The sequence below is a fragment of the Bradyrhizobium sp. Ses1 genome (assembly GCF_059512365.1).
Genome location: NZ_JCAMOQ010000002.1, coordinates 342,087 through 354,715, shown reverse-complemented (window position 1 = coordinate 354,715; position 12,629 = coordinate 342,087). Strand labels below are relative to the sequence as shown.

Below are 12,629 nucleotides of genomic sequence, written 5' to 3'. Positions count from 1 at the left end.
AGCTGAATGACAAGATGCGTGCCGTAATCCTTCGCGAACATGGCGACAACGACAAGCTTCAATTCGTGCCGGATTATCCAACGCCGAAGGCGGCGGAGGGTGATGTCGTCGTACGGGTCAAGGCCTCCTCGATCAACTACCACGATGTGTTCACCCGCCGCGGCATGCCCGGCATCAAGGTGCCGCTGCCGGTCATCATCGGCCTCGATGTGGTCGGCGAGATCGCGGAGCTTGGCCCGGGCGTCACCGGCTGGAAGGTCGGCGATCGCGTACTGATCGATCCGGTCAACCGCGTCGAGGGCGGCCTGATGGGCGAGACCCAGGACGGGGGCCTCGCAGAATATTGCCGGGCCAAGGCGCACCAATTGGTCAGGATTCCCGACAATGTCGGCTTCGAGCAGGCGGCGGCGCTGCCGGTGGCTTACGGCACTGCGATCCGCATGATGAACACCATCGGCAAGATCAAGCCGGGCGAAAAAGTGCTGATCCTTGGCGCGAGCGGTGGTGTCGGCGTCTGCTGCGTGCAACTCGCTAAACTGGCGGGCGCCTATGTAATCGCTTGTGCTGGCAGCGAGGAGAAGGGGCGGCGGCTCAAGGAGCTCGGCGCCGACGAAATCATTCTCTACACGCAGACCGATTTCATGAAGGCAGTCTTCGAGCGCCACGGCAAGCCGCATCGCCGGCGGTTCGTCGAAGGCGGCGGCGTCGACGTCGTCGTCAATTTTACCGGAGGCGACACCTGGGTGAAATCGCTTCGCTGCCTGAAGCTGGGAGGCCGTCTGCTGACCTGTGGCGCCACGGCCGGGTATGCGCCGACCGAGGACATCCGTTTCATATGGACCTTCGAGCTACAGGTCCTCGGCTCCAACGGCTGGGAGCGCGAGGACATCGAAAAGCTGTTCGACCTGGTGCAGGCCGGCAAGCTGCAGGTCCTGATCGACAAGTCCTATCCGCTCGAACAGGCCAAGGAAGCCGTGCGCGTGATCGAAGATCGGGCGGTGTTCGGCAAAGTCGTGGTGACGCCGTGAGCAAGACAGAAGTCACGACCCTTACGGCCGCCGACATCCAGAAGATGCTGGATGTCTCGCCGTTCAATCTGTTCCTCGGCCTGACCGTCATTGACGCCGATCCGGTCAAGCAGGAAGTCACCATGCGCTCGGCGATGCGTCCGGAATTCGAGCGTCGTCCCGGCTCGAAGCAGTGGCACGGCGGCGTCATCGCTTCTGTCATCGACACTGTCGGCGATTTTGCCGTTGGCATGATGGTCGGACGGGGCCTGCCGACCGTCAATTTCCGCGTCGACTATCTCAAGCCTGCGGTCGATACGGCGCTGGTTGCAGTGTCACGCGTGCGCCGCGCCGGCAAGAGCGTCGGCGTCGCTGATGTCGACGTGTTCGACGAGAAAGGCTCACTGCTCGCGATCGGAAGGGGCACCTATTCGACGCTGGATGCAAAGTAACAGCGGGAACGGGGCAAACGGGCGCTGCAATAAGAGCCCGTTCGACGCAATCATAGAGGGGCCACACGATGAGCAGGTTTTCAAGACGTGACTTTCTGATCACCACGGCGGGTGCCGCGCTCGCATCAGGCATGGCCGGACCTGCGCTGGCCGGGCTGGAAACACCAAAGCGTGGCGGTACGCTGATCGGCACCTGGGGCGGCTTCGAGCCGCAATCCCTGTTCGTACCGCCGGGCGGTGGCTCAAGCCCATACTTCACCTCGACCAAGGTGCTGGAGCGTCTGATCCGCCTGACGGTCGATCTGAAGTTCGAGCCGGTGCTGGCCGTCGACATCAAGCCATCGGCCGACTTCAAGAGCTATACGATCAAGCTGCGCGAGGGCGTCACCTGGCATGACGGCAACCCCTTCACTGCCGAGGATGTCGTTTTCAACGCGATGCAGTATTGGAAGCCGATCTCGGCCGGCGTCTCGCTCGACGCGCTCGAAGGCGCTGAGGCCACCGACCCGCTCACGGTGGTGCTGAAGTTCAAGGCGCCGGTCCCGGAGTTCTTCCTTAAATCCGTGCTCGCCGGCAAATCCGGCTTGGTGATCCCGAAGCATATCTATGCCGGCAGCAACATCATCACCAATCCGATCAACAACGCGCCTATTGGTACGGGCCCGTTCAAAGTCAAGGAATGGGTGCGTGGCAGCCATGTCGAGTATCTGCGCAACGAGAAATACTGGAATCCGGGACTGCCGTACCTCGACCGCCTGGTCATCCGCTGGTGGCGCGATCCGGCGTCACGGGCTGCTGCTTTCGAGGCGGGCCAGCTCGACATCGGCACCTTCAATCCGATCCCGATGCCGGACATCGCGCGGCTCACCTCCGGCGGCAAGTTCGTTGCCGAGACCAAGGGTTATTCGAACTCGGCCTGGGTGACGACGATCGAGTTCAACCAGCGCCGCGAGATCTTCAAGAATCAGGAGGTGCGGCAGGCCCTGATGCAGGCGATAGACCGGCAGTTCATCGCCGATACGGTGTTCTTCGGCCGCGCCCGTCCCTCGATCGGCGCGGTGGCGAGCTCGAATTCCATCTTCTTCACCAAGGACGTCCAGGACTATCCGTTCGACGTCAAGAAAGCAGGGAAGATTCTGGATGCTGCAGGTTTCCCGGTGAAGGGCGGCTCGCGCTTCAAGCTCAGCCTGGTTTCAGCTGGCTGGTTCGAGGAGAACATCAAGATCGGCCAATATGTGAAGCAGGCGTTCGAGGACCTCGATATCACCGTGGATCTCGCGGTGCCGGATCGTGCTACCTCGCTCAAGCGGATCTACAGCGACTACGACTATGACGTCGCGATCTCCAACAATTCCGGGAGCGTCGAGCTGATCCCGAGCACGACGCAATATTACACCACCGACGGCATCGTGAAGGGTGCGGCGTTCCGCAACGCCACCGGCTATTCCAATCCGAAGCTCGACGAGATCGTGGCCAAGATGACGGTCGAGACCGATGAGCCGAAGCGCATCGCGCTGGCCAAGGATTTCGATCGCCTGGCCACGATAGAGGCTCCGCTGCTTCCCATGGTCGATCTGGAGCCAGTGACGATCGTCCGATCGGACGTCCGCAATCATTCCGCTACCGCCGACTTCATGGGGGAAAGCTGGGCCGAACTCTGGCTCGATCGCTAGATAAGGGAGCATCGACTTGAACCGCATCGTGCTTCGCCGATTGGCTCAGGTAATCCCGCTAGTCCTGGCGGTGATCGTGCTCAACTTTGTGCTGATCCATCTCGCGCCGGGCAGCCTGTTCGACGTCATGACTGCCGAGCAGCAGATCTCCGATCCGGCGATGCTGGATCAGCTCCGTCACACCTACGGCGTCGACCAACCGACCTGGGTACAGCTCGCGAAGTATATCTGGTCGGTGATGCGGCTCGATCTCGGCTTCTCCTACCGGCAGAATGCGCCGGTCCTCAACGTGATCATGGACCAGCTGCCGGCCACTGTGATCCTGATGCTGGCGGCTACTTCGGTGGCACTGCTGGTGGGCGTCACGGCGGGCGTGCTGGCGTCCGTCAAGGTCAACACGATCTGGGACAATTTGATCTCGCTTGCCGCAGTGTTCTTCTTCGCCGCGCCAAGCTTCTGGCTCGGCATCATGATGACGGTGCTGTTCGCAGTCAAACTCGGCTGGTTTCCGGTCGGAGGCATGCGGACGATCGGAGCCGGCAACGGCGCGTTCGCCGATGCGCTCGATGTCATGCACCACCTAGTGCTCCCCGCGACGGCGCTCGGGTTGTTCTATGCCGCAACCTATGCGCGGGTGATGCGGGCCTCGATGCTGGAGGTGTTCCGGCTCGACTTCGTCCGCACTGCGCGCGCCAAGGGGCTCTCGCCGGCACGCGTTGTGCTCGCGCATGTCATGCGCAACGCGTTGCTTCCGATCGTGACGCTGCTCGGCCTGCAGCTCGGCACCATCCTGGGCGGCTCCGTCGTGATCGAGGCTGTGTTCAGTTGGCCTGGCATCGGCAGCCTGCTGTTCGACAGCGTGATGAGCCGGAATTTTCCGATGGTGCTTGGCGTACTCGTGCTTGGCTCGCTGCTCGTGGCGGTCGCCAACGCAACCGTTGACTTGCTCTATCTGCGGCTCGACCCGCGCATCCGGGCGAGGTAGGCGGATGCTTAATCTCGCGATCGATTTCACCCGCCGTTTCGCGCGCAACCGCGCCGCGCTGATCGGTCTTCTGCTGGTCATTGTCGTGGTCGGCGTCGCCCTGGCGGCGCCCTGGTTGTTTCCGCGCAATCCCTTGCGCATCGTCGGCCGTCCCGAGATCTGGCCCTTTGTCAATTCGCGCTACCCGTTGGGCACCGACTCGCTTGGCCGGGACATCGCGGCGATGATCGCCTACGGCGCGCGCACGACGTTGTTGATCGGGCTATGCGCGAGCCTGACAGCGACTCTGATCGGCATCACGATTGGCGCCACCGCCGCCTATTTCGGTGGCTGGATCGATGAAATGCTGATGCGTTTCACCGAGCTGTTTCAGACCATTCCGAATTTGATTTTCGTGCTGACCATCGTCTCGATCCTCGGCCAGAAGATTGAGTATGTCACGGTCGCTGTCGGCATCGTCACATGGACTCCAATTGCGCGACTGACGCGGGCGGAATTCATGGCGCTACGCGATCGCGAGTTCGTGCAGGCCTGCCGCGCCATGGGCATGGGAAACTTGCGCATCATGCTTGGCGAGATCCTGCCGAATGCGCTGCCGCCGGTGATCGTGCTGTCTTCGCTCGTGATAGCCGGCGCCGTGTTGTTCGAATCCGCAGTGTCGTTCCTCGGGCTCGGCGATCCCAACGTCTCAAGCTGGGGGCGGCTGATCGGCGATGGCCGGACCCTGATCCGCACCTCCTGGTACATCTGCGCCGTGCCGGGCCTTGCGATCATGATCACGGTGCTGGCGCTCAACCTGGTTGGCGATGGTCTCAACGATGCGCTTAATCCGAAACTCAGGGATCGTTGACATGGTGGCTGGCAACGGCCCGGTTCTCGAGATCGACCGGCTGAGCGTGTCGTTGTTCACGCGCCGCGGCGTGCTGCCGGCGGTGGATGGGCTGTCTTTGACGGTCGCGGCGGGCGAGACGGTAGCGATCGTCGGCGAATCCGGCTGCGGCAAATCGCTGACGGCGCTCGCGGTCATGCAGCTGTTGCCATGTCCGCCGGCGAAGATCGTCGGCGGCAGCGTCCGTTTCATGGGCCGCGAGCTGACGTCCTTGTCCGATCGCGAGATGCGGCGGGTCCGCGGCAAGGACATCTCGATGATCTTTCAGGATCCGATGATCTCGCTCAATCCGGTCACCACCGTCGGCGACCAGTTGATCGAGGCGATCCGGTGGCACAATGACGTCTCGCGCGCAGAGGCGCATACCCGCGCCGTCGAATTGCTGCGGCAGGTGCGCATCCCCGATGCCGAGCGCCGGCTAAACGATTTTCCGCATCAGATGTCCGGCGGCATGAGCCAGCGCGTCATGATCGCGATGGCGATCGCCTGCGGGCCGAAGCTTCTGATCGCCGATGAGCCGACCACGGCGCTCGACGTGACGATCCAGGCGCAAATCCTTGCCTTGCTCAAGGAATTGCAAGCGAGTTCGGGCATGGGGCTGATCATCATCACGCACGACCTCGGCGTCGTGGCCGAGACCGCCGACCGTGTTGTGGTGATGTATGCCGGCCGGAAGGTCGAGGAGGCGCCGGTGGAGGCGCTATTCGAACGGCCGCTGCATCGCTACACCCGCGGCTTGCTTGGTGCCACGCCTTCGGCGACGCGCCGGGGCGGCACGCGACTTGCGGAGATCGGGGGCAGCGTGCCGCCGCTGTCGGATCTGCCGGCCGGCTGCGCCTTCCAGAACCGCTGTCCCGACGCATTCGATCGTTGCGGTGCGGAGAGGCCCGGCCTGATGCCGCTATTGCCGGGGCGCACCGCCGCGTGTTTCGCCGCCGAAGAGGAGCTGTCGCGACATGCCGCTGTTGTCCGTACTTAGCCTTTGCGTTCAGTACCAGACCGCGCAGGGCACTGTGCGCGCAGTCGACGACGTCAGCTTTGAGCTCGAAGACGGAGAAACCGTCGGCTTGGTCGGCGAATCCGGTTGCGGCAAGTCGACCCTTGGCAAGGCGATCATGCGGCTGGTGCCGAGCTCCGATGGCCGCATCGTGCTTGACGGGCAGGACATCACGAGCATGTCAAGCGGGCAGCTCAAGTCCGTGCGCAAGAACATGCAGATGATCTTTCAGGATCCGTATGGCTCGCTCAATCCGCGCCACGATGTCGGCACCATCATCGGCCAGCCGCTCAGCGTCGCCGGCTGGTCACGCCGTGACATCCGCGATCGTGTTACCGAGCTGATCAGGCAGGTTGGCCTCCCGGCGGATGCCGAGCGCCGCTATCCGCACGAGTTCTCCGGCGGCCAGCGGCAGCGCGTCGGTATTGCGCGTGCGCTCGCGTTGCAGCCGAAAGTCATCATCTGCGACGAGCCGGTATCGGCGCTGGACGTCTCCGTCCGTGCGCAGGTGATCAATCTGCTGCAGGACTTGCAGCAGCAGACCGGCGTGTCCTTTCTCTTCATCTCCCATGATCTCTCCGTAGTCGAGCATATTTCCGATCGGCTGATCGTGATGTATCTCGGCCGCATCGTCGAAAGCGGCAGCGGTGAAGAGATTTGGCGGCAGCCGGCGCATCCTTACACGCTTGCCCTGCTGGCGGCGGCGCCGATTGCCGATCCACGATTGGCGCGCGGCCGCGCCAAGCAGGTCTTGCAGGGCGAATTGCCGAGCCCGCTCAATCCACCCCAAGGCTGCAGCTTCCATGAGCGCTGCCCGATGGCGCGCGAGCGCTGCGGCAAAGTGCGGCCGCTGCTGCGGAAGGTGTCCGGCGGCCGAATGGTGGCCTGCCATTACGACTTGCTTGAGCAGCCCGCCGAACTGCCGCGGGCAGTGAGTGCGGCCAGTTAGCTGATACGAAGGACGGAGTTCCGCCGATGCGTTGGCACAATTTGGGCGATCTGATCGATCGCAGGGGCAATCTGGACAAGGAAGCGATCATCGATCTCGCTTTGCCCGGTGGCCCGAGAATCTATACCCACCGGCAGATAGATCAGCTCGCCAACGGCGTCGCAAAGTACCTGACAGACCGCGGATTTTGCCGCGGCACTCATATCGCCATCCTGTCATTCAATCGCGCCGAATATGTCGCGGCCTATTTCGGCATCATGCGGGCGGGCTGTATCGCAGTGCCCGTCAATATCAAGGTCGCGCGCGACACCATCGACTATGTGATTGATGACGCCAAGATCGCGCTCGCCTTTGTCGACGCTGCGAACCGCCCTCAGGTGCGCGAGGGCATTCCGGTGATTGACTTCGACGACGCCGGCCCGAACGGTTTTGCTGCGAGCATAAAGCCCTTCGAGTCCTTCGATAGTGTCGTGGCCGGACCGGACGAAGTGGGCCAGATGCTCTACACCTCCGGCTCGACCGGCCGGCCGAAAGGCGTGCCGTTGTCGCATCTCGGTCAGCTCTGGGCGCTTTCCACCCGAACCAGCGGAGCGCTCAACGAAAATGAACGCTACATCATCGCTCAGCCGCTGTTCCATATGAATGGGTTGTTCGCGACCAAGACGATCTTTGCGACCAACGCATCCGTGGTGCTGCTGCCATCGTTCGAGACCAGGAGCTATATCGAGGCGATCGCCAAATACAAGGCAACGGCGGCGACGGCCGTCCCCACCATGTGGGCGCGGGTGATCAAGGAGCGCGAGTTGCTGGCTCAGAACGACATCACATCGATCAGGCGATTGATGCTTGGCTCGGCGCCGATGACGATGGGTCTGTGGGACAAGATCAAGCAGGTCCTGCCGAACGTCACGCTCTCCATCGGCTACGGCACCACCGAAGCCGGGCCGGCAGTGTTTGGACCGCATCCGAAGGGCATTCCAACGCCACCGCTCGCGCTCGGCTATCCCATCGATCCCGAGGCAGTAAAGCTCATCAATGGTACCGAGAATGAGGGTGTGCTGTTGATGCGCAATCCTGCGCTGATGGATCATTATCACAACCTGCCGCAGCAGACGGCGAAGGCGATCACCGACGGCTGGTATTACAGCGGCGACGTGATGCGTCGCGACGAGAACGGCTTCTACTATTTCGTCGGCCGTGCCGACGACATGTTCGTCTGCTCGGGCGAGAACGTCTATCCCGGCGAGGTCGAGAAGTTGCTGGAGCGTCATCCGCAGGTGCAGCAGGCGGTGGTGGTGCCGCTGCCGGACGAGGAGCGCAGCCAGGTCCCGGTCGCCTTCATCGTCACCCGCGCCGACGCCAAGCCGACCGTGGACGATATCCGGAAATTCACGATTGCCAATGGACCGGCCTATCAACATCCGCGCCGCATCGAATTCGTCAATGAATTGCCCTGGGCCGGCACCAACAAGATCGACCGCAAATCGCTGATTGATCGCGCCCGCCAACTCGAGGCGGCGAAAGGCTGGTCGGTGTGAGCGCGCTGGCAGGCAAGATTGCATTGGTCACCGGCGCCAGCCGCGGCATCGGGCAGGCGATCGCACTCAGGCTCGCCGGGGACGGTGCGATCGTTCCGGTTCATTATCACTCTGCCGAGGATGCCGCGCGCGCTACCGTCGACGAGATTGTCGCTGCCGGTGGGGCTGCGTTTGCATTGCAGGCGGACCTATCGGCGCGAAGCGGTGCTGCGGCGCTCACCGCAAGGTTCACTGCGGAACTAACCGAGCGATACGGCAAGACGGCGTTCGATATCCTCGTCAACAATGCCGGTGTCGGCAAGCGTGCGACGATCGAGGAGATCACGGAAGAAGATTTCGAGCTTCTGTTGCAGACCAATCTCAAATCGCCGTTCTTTCTGATCAAGGCTCTGTTGCCCCACTTGCGCGATGGTGGCCGCATCATCAACATTTCGTCGATGGGAACGCGCGCCGCGTACCCCGCCATGGCGGGCTATGCGCCGACAAAAGCGGGCCTGGAGGCGTTGAGCCGCCTGCTCGCTGTTCATCTCGGCGGGCGGCAAATCACGGTGAACTCCGTGATGCCGGGCGCCACTGCGACCGACATGAACGCGAATGCGCGCGACCCCGTCGCCAGCCGCGAAGTTGTCAATTCGATCGCGCTTGGGCGTGTCGGCCAGCCGGCCGATATCGCAAAAGTCGTCGCGTTCCTGGCGTCCGACGACGGTGGCTGGGTCACCGGCCAACAGATCGACGCCAGCGGCGGCCAGCGGCTGTAAGCCGCACTGCCGCCGGAACAGGCAAGGATTGGCCGCTTTAGCCGTCCGATGCCTCGCCTGGCGGGCTTTTCATCAGCAGATTTCCCAAGAGGGGGGCCTCGCTTGCGGCGGGGACGCTACACGCTGCCGCGAGATTGTACAGCGCCTGATGAAAGTTCATGCTAGCCGCAGCGCGTGCATGACAATAATATTCTTCAAACAAGTTTCATCGCAACCAAAACATTCTTTTCCCTCCTGGATTCGGAGGTTTGCATGCTCGACGACTTCGACCGCAAGATCTTGGCGACGCTGCAGGTGAATAGCAGCCTCTCGATGCAGGAGATTGCCGAGCGGGTCGGGTTGAGTTCGACGCCCTGCTGGCGGCGGATCCAGAAGCTTGAGAGCTCCGGCTACATCAAACGCCGGGTGGCGCTGTTGGACGCGGAAAAGCTGAACCTTGGCGTCAGCGTCTTCATCGCCGTCAAGACCAACCAGCACAATGCGGAATGGGCGCAGAAATTCCGGAAGATCGTCACGAGCTTTCCGGAGGTCGTGGATTTCTATCGCTTGAGCGGCGACGTCGACTATTTGATCCGAGCCGTCGTGTCTGACATTCGCGCCTATGACGATCTCTATCAGCGATTGATCGCAAAGATTGACCTGCACGACGTCTCATCGATGTTCACAATGGAGCAGATCAAGTCGACCACCGAATTGCCACTCGCGAATCTCGCGTGAGCGACTGAGGCGGGCACCCGCGTGTCTGGGCTGGATCGTCGAGGCGGATTAGGGGCTATGGCTGTCGTCAAACCGTAATATTACGTCACTAGCGTCCGCCGCGCGTTGGCTTGGGATGTGCGCTGACGCGCAATTTGGACCGTCGGCGGGCAGGTCGTAGCGCTGGGAAGCTGGAACGGCTGTCCTGATCTGCGTGGGCGGGGACAGTGGTGATGCTTCGATCGGCCCTAGCCGAACTCAGACCGGATCGCGCCAAGCGTGTTGTCGTTACGTCGGCCAATAGACGGCTGGCAGCTTGGGCATGCGCATTGGCCGTCGCGGGCATGGCTGCGGGTATCGACGTGGCCGCGGCTCAGACCAGGCCAGCGAATGCGCCGATCGAATTCAATATCCCCTCGCAACCACTCGCCGCCGCGCTCAATCGCTATGTCGATGCGACCGGACGCGACGCCCTCTACGACACGAGCCTTGCGGCCGGCCGCCTCTCCGGCGATGTCCAGGGCGTGTTTGCACCGGACGAGGCGCTCCGAAAGCTCTTGTCCGGCACCGGTTTGGCTGCCGAGTTCGTGGCCGAGACGACTTTCGTGTTGTTGCCGGAGCCACTCGCCACTCAGCAGGCGGCGCAGCAAACACGATCGCCAGAACATCGGCGTTACTATGGACAGATTCAGGCGAGCATTGCGGATGCTCTTTGCCGATCGGGCGGCGCGCGTCCGGGCAGCTATCGCTTCGCCACTGTGTTCTGGATCGCGCCAGACGGCACCGTCCAGAGATCCCAACGTATCGGGTCCACCGGCAAGCCTGACGCTGATGACCGGATTGATGCGACCTTGCGCGGCGTGCGCTTCGACGAGCCACCGCCGGCGGGCTTTCTGCAGCCGGTCTTGATCTTGATTGTACCGCAAGGACCCGGCGTGGCGCAGGGGTGCGGCAAGGCCGATCCCAACCTCCGATCGGCTGGGACCCGGCCATGACCGAGACCGCCTTGACGATCATCCGCCGGCTGTTTGTCGATCGCTATGACGACCTCAAGGCGCGTTTGACTCAACGCCTCGGCTCGGCCGATCTCGCCGGCGATGCGATGCAGGATACATGGTTGCGCCTGTCGCGCGCGGATTCGATTGGCGCCGTACAAAGCCCGCGCAACTATCTTTTCCGGATCGCGCTGAACGTGGCAGAGGATCGCCGCCGGATGGAGCGGCGTCAACGCATATCGGCGATCGAGATCGAAAGCCTGCTTGAGCTGCCCGATCATGCGCCGACGCCTGAGCAAACCACGTTGGCGCGGTCTGACCTGGAGGCGTTCGAGGCGATCGTCAACGAACTCCCCGAGCGGCGCCGGGTGATCTTTCTGGCGGCCCGGCTCGGCAATGTTCCCCGCCAGGAAATCGCCGATCGGCTCAGCATCTCCCGGCAACTCGTTGCGAAAGAACTCCGGTTGGCACTCGAACATTGCCTGGCGCGCTATAAGGAATTTAAGGGTTGAGCGTGCACTTTCGGTCGCCGAGAATCGTCTTAGAGGTAAGAATTCCTGCGATCGTCGCTTGCTTTCTCACGGAGGCAGCGGCGAAAGGCATAACATTGAGATGAGCAAGGCACACCCTGGTTTGGATCCGGTGGAGCGGGAAGCGGTCGACTGGCTGCAGAAGCTCACATCCGGAGAAATGACGCCGAAGGACGTAGCGGCGCTGGAACTCTGGCGCGCGCGCAGTCCTCTGCATGAAGCAGCCTTTTTGGAGACGAAGCGCCTATGGCATACGGCTGGTGTCGCCGGCGATGCTCTGTCGGGTCCGGGTGAAAGCTTCCTAGCCAGGCTCGATGCGCTGGGACGGCGCCGCAGGATGAACCGTCGCGCGGTATTGAGCGCCGGCGTCGCGGCACTTGCCGCGGCGTCGGTCTACGGCGTGCTCAACCCGCCGTTCGGATTTTGGCCGTCATTGTCCGAACTCAATTCGGATTACCGCACGGGCACCGGCGAGCAACGCCATGTCACATTCGCCGGCGACGTGACGATCGGCCTGAACACGCAGACGAGCCTGGCCGTCCGTCCTGCGGAAGGAATCGAAGATCGCATCGAGTTGATCTCCGGCGAAGCATCGTTTGCAACATCGATGCGCCCGGCGCGATCGCTCGTGGTCCTGGCGGCGCACGGCAGGACGATCGCCGAATCCGGCCGGTTCGATGTCCGCTACACCGCAAGCGGCGAGCGGTCCCCGGTCAGCGTGACCTGTTTCGACGGCGCGGTGCGGATCGAACGTGGAGCCGACGTTGTGGCCCTGCGACCTGGCCAGCGCGTGCGCTATGATCTTGCGGGACTGAGCGAGATTGCCGCAGTCGATCCGCAGCTAGCCTCGGAGTGGCAGCGCGGCATCGTCGAATTCCGCGGCACGCCGCTCGTCGAAGCCGTGGAAGAAATCAATCGATATCGGCCCGGCCACATCATCTTGATGAACGCGGCCTTAGGCCAGAAACAGCTCAGCGGTCGCTTTCGTATCGATCAGATGAATGAGGCGCTGCTGGGATTGGGGCGCGCGTTCGGCGCAAAACTGCAGCGGTTGCCGGGTGGAATCGTGCTGCTGAGCTGATTCGGACGGGACGGGTAAAAAATTTCTCAAAAAAATCTTCCGAAAGCGTAGTCAACGGCCACTCGGGATTCGGTCTTAG

The 12,629-nt window shown here is 62.5% G+C and carries 13 protein-coding genes; all 13 read left to right on the top strand.

The window, feature by feature from the left end; translation table 11 throughout:
• The first annotated feature begins 14 nt into the window (after nt 1-14).
• The 13 genes from AC5ZG5_RS04515 to AC5ZG5_RS04455 all read left to right on the top strand — a co-directional run bounded on the left by AC5ZG5_RS04515 (nt 15) and on the right by AC5ZG5_RS04455 (nt 12,550).
• On the top strand, nt 15-1,028 hold the full coding sequence (locus AC5ZG5_RS04515) for a quinone oxidoreductase family protein (RefSeq protein WP_456641179.1): 1,014 nt from the start codon (nt 15-17) through the stop codon (nt 1,026-1,028).
• Nucleotides 1,025-1,459, top strand: coding sequence for a PaaI family thioesterase (locus AC5ZG5_RS04510; protein ID WP_028161989.1), 435 nt, complete (start codon nt 1,025-1,027; stop codon nt 1,457-1,459). Before AC5ZG5_RS04515 ends, AC5ZG5_RS04510 begins: the two co-directional genes overlap by 4 nt.
• Before the next feature lie 68 nt (nt 1,460-1,527).
• The gene (locus AC5ZG5_RS04505; RefSeq protein WP_456641178.1) at nt 1,528-3,132 is read left to right on the top strand and encodes an ABC transporter substrate-binding protein; all 1,605 of its coding nucleotides are present in this window, start codon (nt 1,528-1,530) and stop codon (nt 3,130-3,132) included.
• A 16-nt stretch (nt 3,133-3,148) separates the two neighbouring features.
• A complete protein-coding gene (locus AC5ZG5_RS04500; RefSeq protein WP_456641177.1) occupies nt 3,149-4,117 on the top strand; it encodes an ABC transporter permease in 969 nt (322 codons plus the stop codon).
• Nucleotides 4,118-4,121: 4 nt separating this feature from the next.
• Nucleotides 4,122-4,967: an ABC transporter permease gene (locus AC5ZG5_RS04495; protein ID WP_456641176.1), complete on the top strand. Its 846-nt coding sequence runs from the start codon at nt 4,122-4,124 to the stop codon at nt 4,965-4,967.
• Nucleotide 4,968: 1 nt separating this feature from the next.
• Nucleotides 4,969-5,985, top strand: coding sequence for an ABC transporter ATP-binding protein (locus AC5ZG5_RS04490; protein ID WP_456641175.1), 1,017 nt, complete (start codon nt 4,969-4,971; stop codon nt 5,983-5,985).
• Nucleotides 5,963-6,952 carry an ABC transporter ATP-binding protein gene (locus AC5ZG5_RS04485; protein WP_456641174.1) on the top strand — a complete coding sequence of 330 codons (990 nt, stop codon included), beginning with the start codon at nt 5,963-5,965 and terminating at the stop codon, nt 6,950-6,952. The genes AC5ZG5_RS04490 and AC5ZG5_RS04485 overlap by 23 nt, the downstream gene beginning before the upstream one ends.
• 26 nt (nt 6,953-6,978) lie before the next feature.
• Nucleotides 6,979-8,490, top strand: coding sequence for a class I adenylate-forming enzyme family protein (locus tag AC5ZG5_RS04480; protein ID WP_456641173.1), 1,512 nt, complete (start codon nt 6,979-6,981; stop codon nt 8,488-8,490).
• Entirely contained in the window at nt 8,487-9,248 is a 762-nt protein-coding gene (locus tag AC5ZG5_RS04475; protein WP_456641172.1) for an SDR family oxidoreductase, read from the top strand. Before AC5ZG5_RS04480 ends, AC5ZG5_RS04475 begins: the two co-directional genes overlap by 4 nt.
• A gap of 252 nt (nt 9,249-9,500) precedes the next feature.
• Nucleotides 9,501-9,965: an Lrp/AsnC family transcriptional regulator gene (locus AC5ZG5_RS04470; protein ID WP_130222800.1), complete on the top strand. Its 465-nt coding sequence runs from the start codon at nt 9,501-9,503 to the stop codon at nt 9,963-9,965.
• A gap of 323 nt (nt 9,966-10,288) precedes the next feature.
• Nucleotides 10,289-10,939, top strand: a complete 651-nt coding sequence (locus AC5ZG5_RS04465; protein ID WP_456641171.1) for an STN domain-containing protein — start codon at nt 10,289-10,291, stop codon at nt 10,937-10,939.
• Complete coding sequence (locus AC5ZG5_RS04460; RefSeq protein WP_456641170.1) at nt 10,936-11,451, top strand: RNA polymerase sigma factor; 516 nt, start codon at nt 10,936-10,938, stop codon at nt 11,449-11,451. The genes AC5ZG5_RS04465 and AC5ZG5_RS04460 overlap by 4 nt, the downstream gene beginning before the upstream one ends.
• The gene (locus AC5ZG5_RS04455) at nt 11,387-12,550 is read left to right on the top strand and encodes a FecR family protein (RefSeq protein ID WP_456641169.1); all 1,164 of its coding nucleotides are present in this window, start codon (nt 11,387-11,389) and stop codon (nt 12,548-12,550) included. Before AC5ZG5_RS04460 ends, AC5ZG5_RS04455 begins: the two co-directional genes overlap by 65 nt.
• The last annotated feature ends 79 nt before the right edge of the window (nt 12,551-12,629 follow it).